Origin of the sequence: Paenibacillus sp. Soil750 (assembly GCF_001428045.1) — a bacterium.
GTDB classification, from domain to species: domain Bacteria; phylum Bacillota; class Bacilli; order Paenibacillales; family NBRC-103111; genus Paenibacillus_E; species Paenibacillus_E allorhizoplanae.
In genome coordinates this window covers 1,110,358-1,131,672 of the sequence record NZ_LMSD01000012.1, presented here as the reverse complement: position 1 = coordinate 1,131,672, position 21,315 = coordinate 1,110,358, and the positions used below count along the sequence as shown (strand labels likewise).

At 44.1% G+C, this 21,315-nt stretch carries 21 protein-coding genes and 1 riboswitch; of the genes, 9 read left to right on the top strand and 12 right to left on the bottom strand.

Annotation, left to right across the window (positions count from 1 at the left end; translation table 11 throughout):
• Positions 1 to 10: 10 nt before the first annotated feature.
• The 3 genes from ASL11_RS16870 to ASL11_RS16860 are packed head-to-tail and all read left to right on the top strand — an operon-like array spanning position 11 to position 1,967.
• On the top strand, positions 11 to 751 hold the full coding sequence (locus tag ASL11_RS16870; protein ID WP_056616661.1) for an MntP/YtaF family protein: 741 nt from the start codon (positions 11 to 13) through the stop codon (positions 749 to 751).
• Positions 752 to 786: 35 nt separating this feature from the next.
• Entirely contained in the window at positions 787 to 1,383 is a 597-nt protein-coding gene (gene coaE / locus ASL11_RS16865; RefSeq protein WP_056616658.1) for a dephospho-CoA kinase, read from the top strand.
• A complete protein-coding gene (locus ASL11_RS16860) occupies positions 1,380 to 1,967 on the top strand; it encodes a lytic transglycosylase domain-containing protein (protein WP_056616656.1) in 588 nt (195 codons plus the stop codon). Before coaE ends, ASL11_RS16860 begins: the two co-directional genes overlap by 4 nt.
• Positions 1,968 to 2,067: 100 nt before the next feature.
• Here the strand turns inward: ASL11_RS16860 and ASL11_RS16855 are convergent, their stop codons facing one another.
• Positions 2,068 to 2,277 carry an alpha/beta-type small acid-soluble spore protein gene (locus tag ASL11_RS16855; protein WP_056616653.1) on the bottom strand — a complete coding sequence of 70 codons (210 nt, stop codon included), beginning with the start codon at positions 2,275 to 2,277 and terminating at the stop codon, positions 2,068 to 2,070.
• Between the two features lie 111 nt (positions 2,278 to 2,388).
• On the opposite strand from ASL11_RS16855, the gene nrdR reads away from it, so the two are divergent.
• The gene (gene nrdR, locus ASL11_RS16850) at positions 2,389 to 2,868 is read left to right on the top strand and encodes a transcriptional regulator NrdR (RefSeq protein ID WP_056616650.1); all 480 of its coding nucleotides are present in this window, start codon (positions 2,389 to 2,391) and stop codon (positions 2,866 to 2,868) included.
• Positions 2,869 to 3,264: 396 nt separating this feature from the next.
• Here the strand turns inward: nrdR and ASL11_RS16845 are convergent, their stop codons facing one another.
• Positions 3,265 to 3,453 (bottom strand): hypothetical protein, encoded by a 189-nt coding sequence (locus ASL11_RS16845; protein ID WP_056616647.1) that lies wholly within the window; start codon positions 3,451 to 3,453, stop codon positions 3,265 to 3,267.
• 42 nt (positions 3,454 to 3,495) lie between these two features.
• Positions 3,496 to 3,594: riboswitch (cyclic di-GMP riboswitch) on the bottom strand.
• Between the two features lie 84 nt (positions 3,595 to 3,678).
• Between ASL11_RS16845 and ASL11_RS36535 the strand changes: the two genes are divergently transcribed.
• A complete protein-coding gene (locus ASL11_RS36535; protein ID WP_157256942.1) occupies positions 3,679 to 3,852 on the top strand; it encodes a hypothetical protein in 174 nt (57 codons plus the stop codon).
• 50 nt (positions 3,853 to 3,902) lie between these two features.
• Here the strand turns inward: ASL11_RS36535 and htpG are convergent, their stop codons facing one another.
• Both htpG and ASL11_RS16835 read right to left on the bottom strand, forming a co-directional pair.
• Positions 3,903 to 5,783, bottom strand: coding sequence for a molecular chaperone HtpG (gene htpG, locus ASL11_RS16840; RefSeq protein WP_056616645.1), 1,881 nt, complete (start codon positions 5,781 to 5,783; stop codon positions 3,903 to 3,905).
• 486 nt (positions 5,784 to 6,269) lie between these two features.
• Positions 6,270 to 6,941: a DUF559 domain-containing protein gene (locus ASL11_RS16835; RefSeq protein WP_056616642.1), complete on the bottom strand. Its 672-nt coding sequence runs from the start codon at positions 6,939 to 6,941 to the stop codon at positions 6,270 to 6,272.
• A 180-nt stretch (positions 6,942 to 7,121) separates the two neighbouring features.
• Between ASL11_RS16835 and ASL11_RS16830 the strand changes: the two genes are divergently transcribed.
• Together ASL11_RS16830 and ASL11_RS16825 are read left to right on the top strand one after the other, a co-directional pair.
• Complete coding sequence (locus ASL11_RS16830) at positions 7,122 to 7,877, top strand: PIG-L deacetylase family protein (RefSeq protein ID WP_056616639.1); 756 nt, start codon at positions 7,122 to 7,124, stop codon at positions 7,875 to 7,877.
• Between the two features lie 30 nt (positions 7,878 to 7,907).
• On the top strand, positions 7,908 to 9,194 hold the full coding sequence (locus ASL11_RS16825; RefSeq protein WP_235550482.1) for an MFS transporter: 1,287 nt from the start codon (positions 7,908 to 7,910) through the stop codon (positions 9,192 to 9,194).
• A gap of 718 nt (positions 9,195 to 9,912) precedes the next feature.
• Here ASL11_RS16825 and ASL11_RS16820 read toward each other — a convergent pair.
• From ASL11_RS16820 to ASL11_RS16810, 3 genes are all read right to left on the bottom strand, one after another.
• Positions 9,913 to 10,581, bottom strand: coding sequence for an NAD-dependent epimerase/dehydratase family protein (locus ASL11_RS16820; RefSeq protein WP_056616632.1), 669 nt, complete (start codon positions 10,579 to 10,581; stop codon positions 9,913 to 9,915).
• A gap of 26 nt (positions 10,582 to 10,607) precedes the next feature.
• Positions 10,608 to 11,360, bottom strand: a complete 753-nt coding sequence (locus ASL11_RS16815; protein ID WP_056616630.1) for a hypothetical protein — start codon at positions 11,358 to 11,360, stop codon at positions 10,608 to 10,610.
• Between the two features lie 98 nt (positions 11,361 to 11,458).
• Positions 11,459 to 12,289, bottom strand: coding sequence for a helix-turn-helix domain-containing protein (locus tag ASL11_RS16810; RefSeq protein WP_056616625.1), 831 nt, complete (start codon positions 12,287 to 12,289; stop codon positions 11,459 to 11,461).
• A gap of 194 nt (positions 12,290 to 12,483) precedes the next feature.
• Between ASL11_RS16810 and ASL11_RS16805 the strand changes: the two genes are divergently transcribed.
• On the top strand, positions 12,484 to 14,736 hold the full coding sequence (locus tag ASL11_RS16805) for an FAD-dependent oxidoreductase (RefSeq protein WP_056616622.1): 2,253 nt from the start codon (positions 12,484 to 12,486) through the stop codon (positions 14,734 to 14,736).
• Positions 14,737 to 14,761: 25 nt separating this feature from the next.
• On the opposite strand, the gene ASL11_RS16800 is transcribed toward ASL11_RS16805, so the two are convergent.
• From ASL11_RS16800 to ASL11_RS16785, 4 genes are read right to left on the bottom strand one after another with little or no spacing between them, the layout of a single operon-like run.
• Positions 14,762 to 15,880, bottom strand: a complete 1,119-nt coding sequence (locus tag ASL11_RS16800; protein ID WP_056616619.1) for a GerAB/ArcD/ProY family transporter — start codon at positions 15,878 to 15,880, stop codon at positions 14,762 to 14,764.
• A 43-nt stretch (positions 15,881 to 15,923) separates the two neighbouring features.
• Positions 15,924 to 16,169: a hypothetical protein gene (locus ASL11_RS16795; RefSeq protein WP_056616617.1), complete on the bottom strand. Its 246-nt coding sequence runs from the start codon at positions 16,167 to 16,169 to the stop codon at positions 15,924 to 15,926.
• A 36-nt stretch (positions 16,170 to 16,205) separates the two neighbouring features.
• Positions 16,206 to 17,369, bottom strand: coding sequence for a Ger(x)C family spore germination protein (locus ASL11_RS16790; RefSeq protein ID WP_056616614.1), 1,164 nt, complete (start codon positions 17,367 to 17,369; stop codon positions 16,206 to 16,208).
• Positions 17,370 to 17,399: 30 nt separating this feature from the next.
• On the bottom strand, positions 17,400 to 18,965 hold the full coding sequence (locus ASL11_RS16785) for a spore germination protein (protein ID WP_082595508.1): 1,566 nt from the start codon (positions 18,963 to 18,965) through the stop codon (positions 17,400 to 17,402).
• Positions 18,966 to 19,143: 178 nt separating this feature from the next.
• Here ASL11_RS16785 and ASL11_RS16780 point away from each other — a divergent pair, with 178 nt between their 5' ends.
• On the top strand, positions 19,144 to 20,334 hold the full coding sequence (locus tag ASL11_RS16780) for an oxalate decarboxylase family bicupin (protein WP_056616611.1): 1,191 nt from the start codon (positions 19,144 to 19,146) through the stop codon (positions 20,332 to 20,334).
• A gap of 88 nt (positions 20,335 to 20,422) precedes the next feature.
• Here the strand turns inward: ASL11_RS16780 and ASL11_RS16775 are convergent, their stop codons facing one another.
• Positions 20,423 to 21,304 carry a carbohydrate ABC transporter permease gene (locus ASL11_RS16775; RefSeq protein WP_063795586.1) on the bottom strand — a complete coding sequence of 294 codons (882 nt, stop codon included), beginning with the start codon at positions 21,302 to 21,304 and terminating at the stop codon, positions 20,423 to 20,425.
• Between the last annotated feature and the right edge of the window lie 11 nt (positions 21,305 to 21,315).

The window sequence follows — 21,315 nt, the reverse complement described above, 5'->3', positions numbered from 1 at the left end:
GAGGGTTTGTATGCTTCCTGTCATATCTCTGCTCATTTTGGCATTTGCAGTTTCTTTAGACGGTTTCGGTGTTGGTGTGATGTATGGGTTACGTAAAATACGAATACCCCTTATCTCAATTGGAATTATATCGCTTTGGTCTGGTATCATTATTTTTACTTCGATGCAGATCGGCGTTTTGATGTCTTCCTTCATGTCCCCTGGGTTTGCTAAGCGGATAGGGGCGCTCATTTTAATCGGTATTGGCGTTTGGGCTCTTGTTCAAATGAGACAAGGGCAGAAAAACCAAACGCAACAAGAGCAAGCAGCTGCTACGGCAGATCAAGCGATGGTTAGCAGCATGCCTTATGGAGAGATTCGCAACTCTGGTTACGTGGAGCCGGTAACGTTCGATACGTTACAGCGGACCAAAGAGATTCTCAGTATTGAGCTGAAACGTTTTGGGCTAGTGATTCAAATTTTACGAACGCCTTCCATAGCGGACGTAGATAAATCAGGCAATATTTCAGCCTCTGAGGCTACTTTGCTCGGCTTAGCGCTATCTTTGGATGCCTTCGGAGCGGGAATCGGCGCTGCGCTTATTGGCTTCGTGCCGTTATTAACGGCTTCAGTCATTTCAATTTCAAGCGGCTCCTTACTTGCAGTCGGCTTGCGGATTGGTTTCCGATATGCAGAAATGAACTGGATGAAGAAGCTGTCTATTCTCCCAGGCTGTGTACTTATTGTCATGGGACTTTTGAAAATGCTATAGTTCACTAACAATGAACCTTTAGGAGAGAATCGCTTATGAATATCGGCTTAACTGGAGGTATTGCTTGTGGAAAAAGTACGGTTAGTCGCATGCTCGTTAGCCGTGGCGCACTTTTAATCGATGCCGATCAGATCGCTCGTGATGTCGTCGAGCCTGGCAGCCCTGTTCTCGAACAGGTTGCTGCGCATTTTGGACAAGCTGTGATTGGACCTGATGGATCTCTGCAACGTAAGAAGCTTGGTGAAATTATCTTTGGATCGCCTGAAGCTAGAAAGCAGCTAGATGGCTTGTTGCATCCCCCAATTCGGGCAAAGATGCGTGAACAAATGACTTTGTATGAACGGGACTTCCCCACCAAGCTGGTGGTGGTCGATGTTCCTTTACTCATAGAATCGAATCTGGTCTCGATGTTTGAGGAGATCATGGTTGTTTATATTCCGCGTCACTTGCAATTGGAGCGCCTGATGCAGCGAGATGGCTTGTCAGCCGAGAATGCTCAGCTTCGACTTGATGCACAGATGTCGATTGAGGAGAAACGAAAGCTAGCCGATATCGTGATTGATAATAGCGGAACTTTGGAAGAAACCAACATGAGGGTAGAGCTGTTCTGGGTAGGGAAGGGATTGGCATGACGTTCTTTCGGAAAAAACGAATGTTTGCTCTTCTGCTTATCGCATTTGTCATGATTCTCTTCATGAATAGCGCAATTATAGGTAGAAAGCTATATCCCATCTACTTTCAGCAGGAGATTAAGCAAAGCGCGGCGAAACACAATATAGACCCGTTTCTAATTGCAGCCATTATTCGCGTCGAAACGAATTATAAATATCATTTAGAATCAAGCAAAGGGGCATTAGGGCTCATGCAGCTAATGCCTGATACCGCTGATTGGATTGTTGAATCCTCGAATCTAGGGCCTCATACACAAGAAGATTTGCTTCGAGTCGATATTAATATTTATTTAGGGTCATGGTATCTAAATTGGTTAATTAAGCATTATAATGGGAATTTAGTCTATGCCATTGCAGCGTATAATGCAGGTCAAGGTAATGTGAATAAATGGAAAAACGGTAACGTTTGGGACGGTTCTGAAGACAATATTCGTGATATTCCATTTGGTGAAACCCGTCATTATGTGCAGCGTGTTCTTTATTACTATGAGAAGTATACGAAGCTATACACGGACACGGAGCAATGGCAGGGTGCAGATGCTTAAGTTAGCCCCACAAAACAAAGAAGCATTGGACTAGCTCCGAGTGGAGCGCAAAGTCCAATACTTCCTGTTTTGCAGAGTCAAAAGCGTGTGTTATTCAAGATTACTTGAATTGACCTGCTAGAGATTGTTCTGCGATTTGCACCAGGCGACGAGTAATGCTACCACCAATAGATCCAGTTTCACGAGAAGTCATGTTGCCATAGTAGCCATCTTGTGGGATAGCGATACCTAGCTCCTGAGCTACCTCGTACTTCAACTGATCCAAGGCTGCATTAGCTTGTGGAACGACTAAAGTGTTGCTTGAGCTCATGTCTGTTCACCTCCTTGTCGGTTGGTAAATCTATTGTGTGCAGAACTCAAAACTTCAAGACATGTAACATATGGTAATGATATTTCCAAGTGAGAAAGGAGATGAAAGCGAATGAAATGCCCGTTCTGTGACCATTCTGGTACGAAAGTGCTTGATTCCAGGTCTGCCAATGAGAATAAATCCATTCGTCGGCGTCGTGAATGCGAGAAATGCGCGCGAAGATTCACAACGTTCGAAATGGTAGAAGAAACACCTTTAATTGTGATTAAGAAAGATGGAAGTCGGGAAGAATTTAGTCGAGAGAAAATTTTACGGGGCTTAATTCGTGCTTGTGAAAAAAGACCTGTTTCCATGGAGCGGCTAGAGATGCTTGTCTCCGAAGTTGAAATGCAGCTTCGTACGACGGCTCATGCTGAAGTAGATAGCCTTGGCATTGGTGAAATTGTGATGGAGCAATTGTACCCCGTCGATGAAGTGGCCTACATTCGCTTCGCCTCTGTATATAGGCAGTTCAAGGACATTAACATGTTTTTGAAGGAGTTAACGCAAATATTGGGAAAGCATGATGTCGGGCTGCTCCGAGACAAATAAGCAGCACATGTATGCTTCTCAGTAAAAGCCGCGTGGTCTCATGAATGATTTCATGAGACCACGCGGCTTTATTCACTTTTGAGCTAATTCGTATGAATAGTTGTTGTGACAACCAGATTGTTCCCTAATACCACATTAGCTGTCCTATTCTAGTATTTGTTATGTGATATGTTAGAAACAGCTAGTTTGCTTGGGAAAATTAGAGGGTGACACGAATTGATTTGTTTTTTTTCGAAATGTGACAAAAAATCAACAAAAGACAGCGGCAGATGCGCTGTCTTTTGTTGCTTCATCAGAGAAAAGTCAATAACGACGCGCCCTCATGAGCTTTTGAAAAAAAATTATTCTCATGACATCAACCGACTGTATTTTTGAAAGCGATAAGGCATAATTCGGTTATTGAGTGCGTTTGTCCAATTCACTTCGAAGAAAATGAATAAATCGGATGGCTTCATCAGATGTTAACAGGTTGCCGCTGAATGAAAAGGAGAACATGTCCAAAATATCATCATCAGGGAGATGCAAGTTATCGATTAAATGCTTTATGTCTATGCTCATATTGCCGTCAATTACCATTTTATTCATGAAGCTGATTCCTCCTTTGTCGAACTGCCATTATCGGATGGAGGCGGTAGCTGGCTGACATATTGGACACTAGACAGGATTGCCAATTTAGTCCCTTTAGCTTTGCGTCACCACTTTTCAGCGGTTTTGCCCTTATCATACCGATAACGTCTTATATGAAAACTATATCACAGGTTAGGTTTAACGTGCTATTAATTACATTAATTCGAAGGATGGTTGAAGCATATGTCCGTCAATAGCCCAAAATCAAGTAAAATTATTTATGAATTGGATATTGTTAAGGTAGCGGAGGCGCTTGGTCTTGATCAAGCACGTTTACTCGCTTATGTCTATAATCGTTCAGAGGCTATTCACGCTTATGTGCTAGATGAGCCAGCAGCTCCTTCGGATGCTTCCTAACCATACATAAAAAAGCACCGCAACATGGAAGTTGCAGTGCCTGCATGGTATTACACCATGATTTTACAAATATCATTCGTGAATTCAACTGGATCCTGCAGCGGCAGACCTTCGATAAGAAGAGCTTGATTGTACAAGAGTGCTGTATACAGGTTCAATTTCTCTTTATCCTTTTCAAAAGCATCCTTCAAGGAAGTGAACACGTCATGATTGACGTTGATTTCTAATACTTTCTCAGCCTTAACGTTCGGATTGTTCGGCATAGCGTTCAAGATTTTTTCCATTTCGATGGTGACATCACCATCTGTAGATAAGCATACCGGATGCTTTCTCAAACGTTTGGAAGCTTTAACGCTTGTCACTTTACCAGCCAATAAGCCATTCATGTAGTCGAATAGATCTTGATTTTCTTTTTTATCAGACTCAGAATCGTTGGCGTTATCCTCTACATCAATACCAAGATCCCCGCTTGAAACCGATCTGAATTCCTTCTCTTTGTAAGTCATAATCATTTTGATTGCGAACTCATCAATATCATCTGTGAAGTATAAAATCTCATAGCCTTTGTCAGTTACAAGCTCCGTTTGCGGAAGCTTATCGATTCTTTCCATCGACTCACCGGAAGCATAGTAAATGTACTTCTGATCTTCTGGCATTCTAGCTACATACTCCTCCAACGTAACAAGCTGTTTCTCCTTGGAGGAAGAGAACATCAATAGATCCTGCAGCAGCTCTTTATGCGTGCCGTAGTCGCTGTAAACACCGAATTTAAGCTGTCTGCCGAAGGACTTGTAGAATTGCTCGTATTTCTCTCTCTCGTCCTTCAGGAGGCTTTGAAGTGAGCCTTTGATTTTGCTGGAGATATTCTTCGCAATTAATTTAAGCTGACGATCGTGCTGCAGCATTTCACGGGAGATGTTTAGTGACAAACTTTCGGAATCAACCATCCCTTTGACGAAGCTGAAATAGTCAGGAAGCAGGTCTGCACATTTATTCATAATGAGAACGCCATTTGCGTAAAGCTCGAGGCCTTTCTCGTATTCTTTGGAATAGTAGTCATAAGGCATGTTTTCAGGGATAAAGAGGATCGCTTGGTAGACTACCGCGCCATCTGCACTCACATGAATATGCTTCAGCGGCTTGTCGAAGCCGTAGTGTTTCTCATGGTAGAACTTCTCGTAATCTTCAGGAGTAAGTTCGCTTTTGTTTTTGCGCCAGATCGGCACCATGCTGTTCACGTGCTGCTCTTCTTGATAGTCCTCGAATTCGCTCTCGCTGCCTTCTTTGAGTCGCTTGCCCGTGATGTCCATTTTAATAGGATAACGGATGAAATCTGAATATTTCTTGATGATCGCTTTCAAGCGATACTCGTCCAAGTATTCGTCGTAGTTATCATCTTCGGTATTCGCTTTAATTGAAAGAACAATCTCCGTACCAATCGAATCCTTCTCGGCTGGTGCAATCGTGTACCCGTCTGCGCCATCGGATTCCCATTTGTAAGCTGTGTCGCTGCCAAGGGCTTTACTTGTTACTGCGATGTGATCAGCGACCATGAACGCGGAGTAGAAGCCTACCCCGAATTGGCCAATAATGTTGTGGCCGTCTTTAGCTTCGTTTTCTTTCTTGAAAGCAAGAGATCCGCTCTTCGCGATAATCCCCAAGTTGTTCTCAAGATCTTCTTTCGTCATCCCGACACCTGTATCGCGAATCGTTAAGATGCGATTGTCTTTATCGGCTGTAATTTTGATGAAGTAGCTATCTTTGTCAAAAACGAGCGAGTCGTCTGTAAGTGCCTTGTAGTAAATTTTGTCAATCGCATCGCTGGAGTTGGAGATAAGCTCTCTTAGAAAGATTTCACGTTGTGTGTAAATCGAATTGATCATCATTTCCAAAAGACGCTTGGATTCGGCTTGAAACTGTTTCTTTTCCACGGATAGATCTCCTTTCGATATGTAGCAGGGTTTATATAATTAGCACTCGCACGCTGTGAGTGCTATACACTAACTTTATAACATCCCTGAAATTTAATGTCAATTGGCATGGAGAGAAATTATGTGAAGTTGCGGGGAGTTATACGTTGTGATGGCGATAAGTGGCACGAAGTATGGGGGCGAGTGTGATTGGAGAAATGAGGTGCACGCATTTTCCAATTTCAACCATAAATTAGTGGGAAAGGTTGTATATTTGCATTTTTGAGAGTGAGGTGGGAGAGAAAGCGGAGAAAGAGAGAGCAATCCGCCAGCTCATTCCACATTCACTCGCCAGCCACCACACTCCACTCGCATTCACCCGCCACTGACCAACTCACAGTCGCCACCTCACAATCCCACGCCACCGAACCCCACATGCCACAGACCAACTATAACACTCTATCACACTCACCCTCGCTACCATTCCCCACCTAACACACCAATTCATTACATCATGCGTATATGATCCCTTTTTACTAACTCATAACGGAGCACATGTTTTCCTTCAGCTCCTTTGTGCGGGATGAACCAACCTTTGTCGCAGAGTGATTGGAGCACTCGAACGGTTGAGCGGTAGTTGATATCCAGATGTGTTCGAACATCAATTGGACGGAGTGGCCCAGCGAGCGTATAAGCTAGCCTAACAATTTCCCGTTCCATCACATTGTCTAGACTGACAGGTGAGGAGATAGCCTGAAATCGACTAATCAACATGCGAAGCAGCGTAATGCATAGGTCAGGGCGATTCGCGACGTCATCGTATGAAAATGAAATCACCTGATATCCCATCGCAGTCAAAAAGGTTTCCCTGTTCAGCTCATTGCAGTATTTCTGCCTGTCCATGTCTCGCACGTGCGGGCCGAATCCTTTGATCTCGATGATCAATTTCACAAATTTCGTCAGCCAGGCGAAGTCGCAGAAATACGAACGTCCACGCCAATCCAATACTTCGAATTCTGGGTGTAACTCATCGAAATTGCCTCGGAGCTCCCACCAGACTTTCTGACAGAACAACCTTTCCGCCTCTTGATGCCCACGCTCTAAGCGGCCGCTGCGTTCTCCGGTTCTGCGGTCAAGATGGTTTTGAATCCATAATGCATGCATTTTCTCGAAATTCATATGATCTTTCCCTCCTTTAAAATGAGAAAAACGCCCCTGTTCCACTCATGAAAAATGGACAGGGACGTTCTTCGCCTCTTGCAAATAAGTATAAAGGAAATCCCCTGATTTCACGAGGGAACATTTTCGACATTTCTTCGCCTTATTATGATAGAATGTGACATATTGGAGGGATGTCACATGGATATTAGACGAATATTAGGTCTTCCTGAGTTGTTAGATGTCAAAAAAGTCGTATGCGTTCAACCCCACCCTGATGATAACGAAGTTGGAGCTGCAGGAACGTTATACGAACTTGCACAGCGCGGTTGTGAAATCGTTTACATTACTGTTACGGATGGAAGTGGCAGTGGTTCAACTGGCGAGGTAGAACCAGAAGCGATCGCAGCGATTCGCCGTTCAGAGCGGTTGGCCGCTGGGGATATATTGGGTGTGACCAAGCATATTACGCTTGATTACCCGGATATGGGCAGTTATACCGAAGAGGAACTGCTTGCCAAGTTGATTCCGATTATCCGCGAAGAGAAGCCGGATTTGCTGATGTCCGTAGATCCTTGGATGCCATATGAGGCTCATCCGGACCATATCAAGACTGGGAAGGCTGTAGCTTCGACCATGCTCTTCTCGTCAAATGAGATCCTATTCCCTGGATCCAAACCACATGATGTCCCGCAAATCGCGTTCTATGCGACGTCGCATCCGAACACCTTCATTGATGTATCGGCCCATTGGGAAACGAAAATCGCATCCATCCTTGCCCATAAGAGCCAATTTGACAACGTTAATTGGCCCTTGGTTAAGGGGTATTTTGACTATCAAGGTGTTCAATTGTACTCCAAGTTGAAGCAAGACCCCGATGCCAAAGGATATGCGGAAGCTTTTAAATTACTTACGTCCCACCAACTGCACTTCTTCCCATCCGCACTATACAGCTAACAGCTACATATGACGAAGGAGGCAAGTCCAATGATTTCATTATCCAAAAAACTCGCTTACAGCTCGAATCAAATTGGACTTAGCGTCTTATGGCAAGCGTTTAGTGCCATTGCTGTTTTCTATTATGTTACGGTTTTGAATGTTTCCGGCACATCGATTTCCATCGGGATGATCATTTACGGCTTCCTGAATGCCTTGTTCAATTTGGTTGCTGGGTATGTGAGTGACCGTACGAAAACGCGTTTCGGAAGACGTATTCCGTATATTTTGTTCGGAAGTCTGCCATTTGGTGTGTTATTCTTCTTCCTCTTTAATCCGCCTGTGGGCAGCACGACGATGCTGTTAATTTACTTTTTCACACTAACGTTCTTCTTCGATTTGATCTACTCGTTCATTGGACTTAACACAGGTGCGTTATTTCCGGAGATGTATCAAACCAAGAAGGATCGTTATCAAGTGTCAGCGTTCCAGCAAATGTTCAGCATCATCGGCATGATCATCGGTATCGCGCTTGCGAAATCGTTAGGGCTCTCTTTAGGTTGGGGACTTATGGCGGGGATATTTGCGATCATCGCGGTCATTTCCTTGTATGTGTCCCTGTACGGTTCTTTCGAGAATCCCGCTGCTAGTAAGTCAGAGCCCCTACATTTTAAAGAAGCAACGGTTCAGACGTTTAAAAATAAACTATTCAGTTCCTACGTCGTAGCGAATTTATTGATTCAATTGACGACGACGATGTTCGTGTCATTAACAGCTTTTTACACGAAATACGTCGTGGTGTTAAACGGAACTCAAAACTCGATTTTCCTAGGCGCGGTGTTTATCGTAGCCATCCCGATGTCATTCATTTGGGCAAAAAGCGGCGTACGATTATCAACGGTTCGAGTTGCGATGATTTCATCAGTCTTGTATGCGATCATCTCGCTAGGCTTCCTTTTTGCCGACTCGACGGTCATGGTGATTATCATTGGCGCTCTGCTGGGTATTCCAGTTTCTGGTTTCATGCTGTCCTTGCATGTTCTGCTTTCCGATGTCGTTGATTTCGATGCACAGCAAACGGGACGTCGTCGTGAAGGGATGTATTATGGCGTGAATGGCTTTATCATTCGTATCGGGATGTCCATTCAATATGGGATTATGGGGATTTTCTTCGCGACGAGCGGCTTTGATGCGGATAAGGAAGTTCAGGTCACCAGCGCGATTCATGGCTTCCGCTTCCTCATTGGGGGATTACCGGTGCTTATTCTTGTGATCGCCTACATGTGCCTGAAAAAATATCAGTCTTCCGAGAAGAAGCTTAGAGGCACGAACAGTTAAGAGGGAACCCAGAATGCGATGGAACATGTACCCATTTGGGGAGGCTCCCCTGATGGTCCGAGTATAGCAATGGCTCCAACCTGCTGAGCTGGAGCTCCATGCCTGCCGCGGCGATGCTCATTGGCGGCGTCGGGCTGTATCCTAGCTTGGACGCGGAGAAGGTGCAACTGAAAGTTCCACTTTGGGGAACTTTCAGTTGCAGCATAGTCACTTCCGCAGAAGTGTGTACGATATAGCCTACTAAGATGGGGAGCAAGAGTACAGTGCTGGACCACACGTTGTGCAAGTGTCTAGTTGTGATAGTTAAGTTACCTAAACGAACGAGAAGAGCCTCCCGGAATGGGAGGCTCTTCTGCGTTCTAGGGTAGGCTAATTGCCTCAAAGCGGTGTCCGAACGCTGGACAGTAGTACCCTCCTCCAACGTTTAACTGTAAAACATACAGCTAATTTTAGCGCTTTTCCGCTATTTCCCCGTTTAACTGTAAAACATACAGTTAATTCAGAAGGTTGGATCCATGCGGCGTGGAATGGGAGAAATTAACTGTAGGAAATACAGCTATTGCCCAAAAGCAGCCGCTTTCGGCGAAATTAACGACATAAAATCCATCTAATTCAAAATTGAATCTATCTAGTTGGTGGATATGCAAACCGTAGAGTCTGAACCACATCTTGCACACAGATCATCAAGTAGATCACGCGCTAGCACCTAGCACCTCGCCTATCTCCCCGACGCCTCACGAATATCGGTGCTCTCCAGAATCGCTTTCGAATATCCGTCTCGCGCGACGGCGATCATGGCACGACCAATTTGCTCGGAGTCGATAACGGCGTTCGGGAACCATTTCTGTAGGAGAGGGAAAATTGGACGCAAGATGACAATGAAGGTCTGGTATAGCTTGGTTTTGGATTTGACGCCATTCTTCGGCAGAATCGCACCAGGTCGGAACATAAAAGCTGACTTAAAAGGCAGCTTGAGGAGCGCATTTTCCGTTTTACCTTTGACACGTGCCCACATGCTGCTGCCTTGCTCTGTACTATCGGTGCTGGCCCCAGTCACATAGACGAAGGTCATCTTGGGCTGGATTTGGACTAGCGCGTTAGCAATATTCATGGTCAGATCATAGGTGATTGCATGGTACTTTTCCTCGCTCATACCTACAGATGAAACACCGAGGCAGAAGAAACAAGCATCGATACTTGAAAGCTCATCCCTTAATGGGGATAGCTCGGTGATATCCTTGAGGATATGTTCACGGAATTTCGAATGAGTCTGCTGTGTAGCGCTTCGACCGATCGAAACGACTTGGTTAACTTGTGGATCAATCAAACATTCACGCAATACGCTTTGTCCGACCATCCCCGTTGCTCCAAAGATGAGAATGTTCATAGAGAGAGCCACCTTTCGCAAATGAATTAAGAGAGCAGAACAGCTAAGAGACACAGTATAGCATTTATCACCATGATGCTGATTTGGATGGGGTGCTTTTTGATAGTGGTAATAAAGTTAAGCAGTGTAGGACTAATAAAATAGGACTCGATATAAGCTTTTCCTGATATTTGAAAAATACCCGCAAACGTCAAGGAGGTGGCACGCATGATCAGCCATAATCCTGGGTTCATGGTCAGGCAAACGATCAACAAAGGGGTTGTCAAAACGGCAATATGATAAAATCCAATCTGTTGTTTAAATTCGTAAATGACGAAATCCCAGTTCCAAAGCGTGTAAGCGATGGCCCAGAAAATCATGGCTTCATTAACGGTTATGTAATAGCTGCCAAGCCATGTACCCGTGATGACAAATGACGTGGCGATTAGAATAAGCCCCGATATGACATTGAAGTAATTCTTGTTCTTAAAATCGGTCCATGTTGCTTCCAAAATGTTAATCCGCAGCAGCCACACGATAATGGGTACTAGCCATTCACTAGGGAAGTACCCTACGAACGTCAATAAAACGAGTACTCTTCCTATGACTAAGGTTGATAGTTTTAATTTTTCGAAGAAGTCCGATCGCAAGGCAAACAAAATGCAAATAGGTATAACAACATTAATCAATCCGTTTGCGTAAAGTGGTGAGAAGGCGGTAAGGGTGGTACCGAGGGAAAGAATAGTCAAAATGATGAGAAATCCTATCCATTGGGGCAATTTCATTAGTCGTTCTGTCATGCCGTTTACATTCCTCATTTAGAATTGATGTGATGCTAGTATCATACTAAATTTGTGTGCTTCTCGTATAGTTGCACTTGTTGGTCTAAGACGTCCATTCATAGGCGATGAAGCTTGCGAAAGGAAGACGGAGTTACATGCATGCGTTTTTTGAATACACGGCTCAAATAAAATTCGTTCTCAAAGCCGCATTGTCCAGCGATCTGCTGCAAGGTCATCTCACTATCCAGCAAGAGCTGCTGTACCTTCTGCAGACGTAACGTGGTTAAGTAATCGATCGGCAGCATGCCGGTCGATTTTTTGAATCGGCGGGTAAACTGCACCTGTGTCAATCCAAGTTCCATGGCGATGTCTTTCATGATGCAGGTCGATGACGCTAGTTCATGCAGCCGTTGAGTTGCCCCAGAAATAAGGGCATCCTTATTGTTCGTAATCCCTGCTGTCCAAGGAGATACCGCTTCTGGGCTTGCTGAATAAGCTTCTTCCACTACTAGCATCCATAGGTCAGTAACTACATGTTGACGCAGGGAGGAAGTAACTTTTCCTTCATGTTGGAACCATTTTTTCAAGTAGGCATAGTTAGATGACAGTCGATTGAGATCTTGGAGGGAAATTTTCCCTGAGGGGATATGAGTTTCCATGGCTAACGGATGTCCTGACGGATCACACCATTGCAGCAACATGACGTGAAAAGATAAGGGCTGAATGACTTCTCTTCGAAAAGTAACCCCTGGTGGACATAGCACTAGATCTCCGAATACAGCAGTCCCCTCGTGCTCTTGAATCTGGTAGGAGAAGCTCCCATTCTCTACGGCAAATAGCACCCAGAATTCATTCGAATCCTCCTGAAGCTGAAAGGCTGCTTTCTCCCTCCAATACATGTGACTGAGCAACTTTGGTTGTGTCTGATCGGCATCTTGAAGTTGCATCGCGCTTACCTATCCTCTCTCATTCCGAATCATCATGGGTATGAAATACCTACTTTCATCATAGTGGATTCGCTTGGTAGAAGAAAGTCTTGCTAGTGAAATTTTGTATAAGTTATTGCTAAAAGCGTGCATGGTTTAAAGCGCTGTCAATCCTATAAAATAAAGGTAATATCAAATATTATGGAGGCTATCCAATGAGAGAAGAATGGGTAAAAAAAGATATTACAGTCATCGGTGGCGGTCTTTCAGGCGTGTGTGCAGCTATAGCTGCTGCGAGGTTAGGTCAGACGGTGGCACTAATTCAAAATCGGCCCGTACTCGGAGGGAATTCGTCAAGTGAGGTCCGTGTGTGGGTTTGTGGTGCAACGGCGCATGGTATTAATCGCTACGCACGTGAAACAGGCATTATGGGAGAGCTGTTTGTAGAGAATCAGTACCAGAATCCTGACGGAAATCCGTATCTTTGGGATCTCATCGTGCTGGAAGCTGTACGCGCTGAAGCGAATATACAGTTATTCCTTAATACCGATGTGCATGAGGTGGAAGCGGATGGGGATGAGAATAATCGGATCATTCGCTCGGTTACAGGATGGATGATGGGCTCGGAGCGGCGTATTCAATTCGAGAGCGCAGTGTTTCTAGATTGTACGGGGGATGGCCAGATAGGATTCTTGGCAGGGGCCAAATTTCGTATCGGCCGTGAAGCACGAGAAGAGTTTCAGGAGGAGTGGGCGCCAGAGATCGCAGATGACATTACACTCGGGAGTACAATTTTATTTTATACCAAAGACGTGGGCCACCCGGTTAAATACCATCCGCCGAGCTTCGCCAAAGACATTACAACGACTTCGATCCCTATCAAACGTGTGATTCGTAGCGGCGATTCGGGCTGTCATTATTGGTGGATTGAGTGGGGCGGCGAGCTAGATACTGTACATGAGAACGAGCGTATTCGGGACGAATTATGGTCGGTTATTTATGGGATTTGGGATTTTATCAAAAATTCAGGTCAATTTGATTCAGCGAATATGACGCTAGAATGGGTAGGGGCTTTACCAGGCAAAAGAGAATACCGCCGTTTCATCGGGGATTACATGCTGAACCAGAATGACATTCTGGCTCAGACGAGGTTCGAGGACACCGTCGCCTTCGGCGGTTGGTCCATTGATTTGCACCCGCCCCAGGGGATGTATTCAATCGAGAGCGGTTCGAAGCATTTGCATGCGGATGGCATCTATCATATTCCGTTTCGCAGCTTATACTCCGTGAATGTATCCAACATGCTGATGGCTGGGCGTAATATAAGCGCATCCCATGTGGCTTTCGGCACGACACGCGTCATGGCGACTTGCGCAGTTATTGGGGAGGCCGCAGGAACGGGTGCGGCGCTATGCGTTCAGAAACAAGTGACACCGCGTGAGCTGTATCAGAAGCATAATAAGGAGCTCCAGCAGGTGCTGCTAAGACAAGATGCCGCGTTGATTGGTATTCGGAATGAGGATGAGCACGATCTTGGACGGCTGGCCAGGTTGAAGGCTTCCTCTTCGTTAACACAACTGAGTGTTTCCCATGCTGTGGAGCCAAGGCGATTGATCGACGATGTAGCGGTGTTATTCCCTGTGGAACCACAGCTGAAGGGCTTTGAGCTGCTGGTTGATGTAAGTGAAGCAACGACGATTCAAGTGGAACTGTGGGATACGGGCCGGGCGGAGAATTATGTGCCGAAGGTGGTGATCCAGCAGACGGAGAGAGCTGCGAATGCAGGGGAACAGCAGTGGATCAGCTTTCCACTGGATTGGGAGCCAGACGAGACGCAGAATGCTTTCGTCATTATCAAAGCCAATGAACATGTGGTGGTATATCATTCCGATCAGCAGCACACAGGAACTATTGCTTTTGTACGAGGAACGAAGCCGATTGTGGATCCGAAGCTAGAGAATCATCAACCGGATCAGCCAGTTGTTCAATGGAGTATGAAAAATGGCGTGGATCGCAAGCCAATCTGCTTCCGACTCACATCAGAGACGAAAGCATTCTCAGTGGAAAAGGTGACGAATGGCTATCTGCGGCCGTATGGCGCCCCACATCAATGGATGTCAGAGCCGATGTCGCCAGCCAAAGAAGAGTGGCTTGAGCTTCAATGGGATGAAGCCCAGAATCTGAGGTATCTACAAGTAACCTTTAATGATAATGTCCATGAGGATTTAATTAATCTTCACGCGTTCAGGACGAGTGATGAAGTCAGACCGGAGTTGGTGAAGGACTACCGATTGGAAGCATGGGTCGATGGCGATTGGGCGGTAGTGCAGCGTGTAACGAACAACCGCAAACGTACAAGGAGGTTGCAGTTGGAGGCAGCCATTAAGACCGATCGGTTGCGACTTGTCGTGGAGGCGACGAATGGCTGCCCGTGTGCTGAGGTGGTTGAGGTACGGGTTTATGGGTAGGGAAAGCATTTTACGATGAGCGTGTTTAGTCATTTGAGGTTAGAGCAGATTTGCTCTTCCGCTTCACAACATGTATAAGGATCACAATAGTAATAGGAAGTAGATAACCGATGGTTCCCAATAATGGATGTATAAAGGATACTAAGTTGCCCCAGAAAGCTTCACCTTTCACATGTGTAGTAAAAGATAACAAACAGCAAATCAATGTTAAAGGTAAAATGAGTAAGCGACTATTTTGCAAATTAAACAAGTGGGTAAAGGTCAAATTTAAGGCGAATATAACGATTGTGGCTTTCATATAGGAAGCTACAATTAATGAAATACCGATGAGTGATTCAATACGTTGAAATAATTCGTAAAATTCAATGGTTCGAGCTAACTGAAACATCGAATACTTGCGATCGCCAGCGATAGGTCCATATGTCATTATTGTGCATAGTGTGACAGTAATCAAGCTTAAAGCGTTGATAGAAAGAGCTAGAAATAAACCACGTTTCAGTGGTTTATTTTGGTTTATGGAGACAAAGGGAAGAATCATGCTGAAAAGAAAGATTTCAACATACGGAAACCCGTATGAAAAATAACTTCCTAGCAAGATAGGTTTAACGCCAAAAGGAATGAAAGGCAGCAGGTAAGATGGATGATAATTGAAACTTGCCAATGCTAATATGAGAATTACATAAACCATGACCATTACTGTAAGTAAAACAAACATGCGTGCCATGACGTCAATTCCCATTCTTACAGTCACATAAATCAGTGAAAATATGAGAGAGTTAAACACATAGATAGGTGTCTCTCGCATTAAAGTTGTGGTCATGAATAAGCCAATATCAATGACTATACCTGTCGCCATGTGGAACTGAAAAGAAATGAAGGGGATAGCGAGTAGAATCGTCATCCATGTACCAACGGTTTTCTTACTATATTCAATAAAGGTCAAGTCAGGATATTTTCCGTGCATATACAAGATACAACCAAGAAAGCTAAGGCTTAATAGGTAGGAAAGGATAAGCGATAGCCAGGCTCCGTTGTTGGCAAAGCTAATTAAGGGTTGAGGAATGTTGATAATAGATGAGCCTGTTAAATATATGAAAAACAAGACGGACATTTGGCCCGGACTAATTTCTACTCCAATTCTCATTGCATAGCCCCCTCCTTTCCTTAGTCTTCCTTACTTCCTATTGTTATTGAGGGGTGACATGTAAGAACTCAACGATCAGACGGGCAGGTGTTCCAAGCAAGAAATCAGCTGCATCAAAGAGGATCGGCCAACGTAATTCAAAAACGAAAATACTGCTAAGATAGATCGATACCAAAACTAAGAAGGCATAAATAAATTTGGCGCGGGGCTTTTCATTCTTTATGTTGACCATATCGAATAACAGTAACGGGACACATATGATTAATAGAATTACTAGCTTTAGGATCATAGGTAATCTTGTCCTCTCGTTGACGATTGCAGTTACTTATTTAGTTAGAGGCTTACCGCCGCTCATTCCTGAGTTAGCAACCGTCACATCAACTTGGATGTGAAATTGAACGTCTGCAAATCGATCTCCCCAGTCATCTTTCCATGCGAGCCATAAACGGGGATTTTTGGCATAGATCATGTTGCCAATGCCTAGTGCATCTAGTTTTTTGGATTGTAAATGATGAATTAATGTAAGTATCTCATTCTTGATTTGGTTACTTAAACGAGTTTTGTAGTCAAGTTCTTCTTTGGCTGTGTTTATAGTAGAACAACTTAACTCCCCAGCTGCCCCGATCAACTTTGCCTTGATATTCACGGTCACCATATTATTTTTGAGTGAAGTGGTGACCTTCGTACTCCCTTTGGCAACTTCAAATGATTCCTGTAGCGAGTGGTTGCTGTCACCATTGTTCCCCTCACAAGACGTTATGATAATACCACCTTTAAATTGATGATTAAGCAAAAGGAAGGCCTTTAATTCATCTGGTGGAATAATTTCAGCCATTTTTTGATTGTTAATTAAAACGACTCCAGCAATATTAGGAACATTCCCACGTTTTTTATTCAAATATAAGTAAGGAATCTCCGCAACGCCTGTTTCGCTTTTCATTTGAATCATAACTTTCAAGATATTCTGATTCATTGACTTAGCGGCAAATCGCGAGGAGCCTTCATCCATAGATCGCAATTGTTGCCCTAACGTATATTCAATAAACGGCTCTATATTCAAATACTCTCCTGCATTCCCTTTTGTAACTAAGAGCAGATTGGTAGGTCTTGGTTCATGATCTCGCCTAAAAAAGTCAAGAATCACGCCTATTTCGTGTGTCTTAAGAACCTCGTCACTAACCAGAATGGCACGCATGTGATCCCATTTTGCTTTTCGTCCTAAATGAATGGTGATATCCCGAATAGCATCAAAAACATTTTCACCCTCCGTCTTAATCGTGAACGAGGATTTCGTACCTGTTCCCTTTGACAGTGCACTGCTGCCGCTTGGCTTATAGAAAAGAGTGGTTAATTTGATATTGCCTTTGTCGGATAGATCCACAGAAACAGCTTGTACAAAGGCATATTCGACCAGTTCGGCTTTGTTCCAACAGCCTGTTAAAGAAAATAATAACAGTCCAGATAATGTCGTCACCATTAACCATCTCATGTTGTATTTCCTTCTTTCCCTGTCATGCAGTTACTTTTTGTAACTGTTAGGCCGATGTCGATTTCGCGGTGAGCGGAGGAGAAATTTTAATGGAGCTCGTATGATTCCATCTTTCAATTGACTCATTTTCAGAGGAGCCCAGGGAGTCAGATAGTGCTGTCCTAAAGATCGTAGGCTAACTAAATGAAGAAAAATAAACAGAAAACCGATCATGAAACCGAATCCTCCTATGGTTGCAGCAAGAATCATTAGGGGGAAGCGCAAGATGCGTAGAGAGATTGCCATATTGTAATTGGGTAGTGAAAAGGAAGCGATTCCTGTAAGTGCCACGATGATGACCATGATGGGTGAAGCGATTTTCGCTTCAATGGCAGCTTGCCCAATCACAAGAGCTCCGACGATACTTACTGCTGAACCTACGGGTTTAGGAAGACGGATACCGGCTTCGCGCATGATTTCAAAGAAAAATTCCATCAACAAAGCTTCGATGAATGCGGGGAAAGGGATACCTTCACGAGTATCCAGAATGGCTAACAGCAACACAGTGGGAATGAGCTCAGAGTGAAAAGTTGAGATAGCGATATATAGACTCGGTAAGGTAAGAGCCATAATAAACGCGGTTACTCTAAGCAATCGAATAAGCGAGGAATACAAGGATCGTATGTAGTAATCCTCACTTGATTGGAAAAACTCGATAAAGAGACCGGGACAAATCATAATGGAAGGAGAACCACAGGTGATAACAATGATTTTCCCATCAAGAAGTGCAGCAACAGCGGTATCCGTACGTTCCGTATGTCGATATTGTGGAAAAGGGGAGTACGTAGAGTCCTCAATCAATTCTTCGATATACGCGACTTCCAAAATTTCTTCTTGTATGGCTTTATCAAAACGTTTTTTAAATTCGGTTAACGTTTTTGGATTCACGAACCCATCTAAATAACCGATGGCAATCTCAGTCTTAGTTTCTCCGCTTGCAAAGAACTTTTCAATTTTGAAGTTGGCGCTTCTCAAACGGTTCCGCAGCAACCCTAAATTGATTCTCAGACTCTCCACAGTAGCTTCCTGAGGTCCTCTTACTACCGGTTCATTCGAGGGTTCACTAATTTGTCTTGTTTCTAAAGTAAGCGCATTAAAGCCCAGGGCCTTGTTCCATTGATCAAAAAAAATGACAACTTGACCAAGCAGGATGTTCTGTACTGCAATTGGCAATTGGTCAATAATCGTCACATTCCCAGAAGAGACACCATGATTCTCAACGAATGAGATTAAACTTTTAAGATCAATGTTTGCTGCGTCAAAGCCTGCTTCTTGAAAAACAAGATCTTGGAGTACATCTTTTAGAAAAATCAATTCTTTATCGTTTATAAGTGAATCGCAATATACAACAAGTGCTCCGTATTGCAAATCCGCGCCAAAATATCTAGGCAGATAGCAAATATCGGAACAATTGGCGAGTTGTTGTTCTACCCATTTTCTATTCTCTGCTAGGGTTAATGCTAGAGGAGACTCCCCTGAAGAAGGAAGAACAATCGTGTTTGACGCAGGAGCAGCTGATGATGATTTACTTTTTCTGAACAATTTTAGTATATCCATAAAAAGTTTCCTTCTATAATTTGTTGGTTGCACAGGTTTATTATGCCAATTTAAATGGGAAATATGTGAAATTCTATAAGGGGAATTTGATGCTATAGTAATGAACGCAGAATTAGCCTCATATATCAAGTAGGATGAGATAAAACGAAAACTCACCTTAATGGAGAGGAGACAGTCGATGGATACTCCGAATAGGAATCAGGGCGTGTACGGCAATGTGCCACAGCCGATTCGGCCAGATGGAGCTGGTGGGATAGATACGGGCCCCCGAGATGTTATGAGGGATATGGAAAACCCCAATATGTTAGTTCCTCCAATAACGGATTCTGGCTTGCTGCCGAATTTGAAATTTTCATTTTCCGATACTTCGATGAAATTGAATTTTGGAGGCTGGTCACGGGAAGTTACGGTTAGGGAATTACCCATTGCAACCACGCTGGCTGGTGTTAACATGAGTTTGACGCCTGGTGGTGTTCGCGAGTTACATTGGCATCAACAAGCCGAATGGTCCTATATGATAGTAGGTTCAGCTCGGATCACGTCGATTGACCAAGAGGGTCGCAATTTTATAGCGGATGTAGGTCCAGGGGATCTTTGGTACTTCCCGCCAGGACTTCCGCACTCCATTCAGGGACTAGAGCATTGCGAATTCTTGCTTGTTTTTGATGATGGTAACTTTTCTGATTTGAATACAATTTCTATCTCGGATTGGTTTTCACGAACACCGAAGGATGTACTTTCCGCCAATTTTGGCGTTCCCATGAGTGCCTTTAACAACATTCCCAAAGAGCAAGTCTATATCTATCAAGACAAGGTTCCTGGCCCAATCGAAAGCCAGAAGGTACAGTCCCCTTATGGGACGATTCCGCTTAGTTTTAAGCATCGACTGCTCGCGCAACCTCCGATCAAAACGCCGGGCGGCTGCGTCAGAATCGTAGACTCTACTAATTTTCCGATATCCAAAAATATTGCAGCGGCGCTTGTTGAGATTGAACCTGGCGGAATGAGAGAGTTGCATTGGCATCCGAATAACGATGAATGGCAGTACTACCTCACTGGACAGGGACGTATGACCGTTTTCGCTGGGGACGGTAACGCTCGTACATTCGATTATCGCGCTGGTGATGTTGGTTATGTGCCATTTGCATTGGGACATTATATACAGAATACAGGTACGCAATCATTATGGTTTTTGGAAATGTTCAAGAGTGATCGGTTTGAGGATGTGTCGTTAAATCAATGGATGGCGCTTACGCCACGCGATCTGGTTAGTACGAATTTGAACGTCGGACCAGAGGTGTTGAATGCGCTGCGTAAAGAAAAGTGGCCCGTCGTCAAATATCCGGGATTCTCTTATTACCCGAAATAAAAAAACAAGGCTATTTCATGTAGAATTTCTACAAGAAATAGCCTTTTCATATTTGAATGAAAGTTTTAATTCATTCCTTTTTGTGAGGCTAGCCTTTCAATCCCGAGCTTGCAATTCCCTCTACGAACCATTTCTGACAAACAACCACGACGATGAGCAGAGGAACAAGCCCAGAAACGGAAGCTGCCATGGTGAGCACATAATTCGTACCAAACTCTTCAACATAACTCGTTAAGCCAAGAGGAATCGTGTACAATGCTTTCTCGCGAAGCATAATGAGCGGGGTTTCATATTCGTTCCAATGCCAAGTAAAAGAGAGAATTAAGAGCGTGACGAGTGCAGGTTTGATCAACGGCATACAAATTTGCCAGAAGGTTCGCCAGTAGCCCGATCCATCAACACGACCTGCTTCCAGCAGTTCATTCGGAAGGCTGATAAAGAACTGACGCATCAAGAAGGTACCGAATACGGTAAATAGACCTGGTAAAATAATGGAAGCGTGTGTATTGATCAGCTGCAGCTGATCGAACAAGATGAAGCGAGGGACAAGCAAAACCTGGCCCGGAATCATCATCGTTGATAAATAAAGCAGAAATAGGAAGTTACGGCCTTTGAAGCGTATTTTGGCAAAAGCATAGCCAGCCATGGCACTCGTAAGTAGGTTACCAGCAACAGTGATTCCCGTAATTTTGATTGAATTCCAATAGAATAAATAGAAAGGATCTGTGCCGGCCCAGACTTTCTTATAATTCTCAAAATGCCATGTATTCGGAATCCAATCGATCGGATATTTGAATACTTCGCCATTTATTTTGAAAGAGGTAGAGATCATCCATAAAAAAGGCAGAATCATAACGATGGAGATCGCTCCCAAGATGATGGTAAGGAGGATCTTAAGCCAGAAGCTGCCCCTTCTGATCGTGGTAATGGTTGTTTTACGTGTAGCATCAAGAGGTGCGATAGTTTCCATAGGGGTTGCTC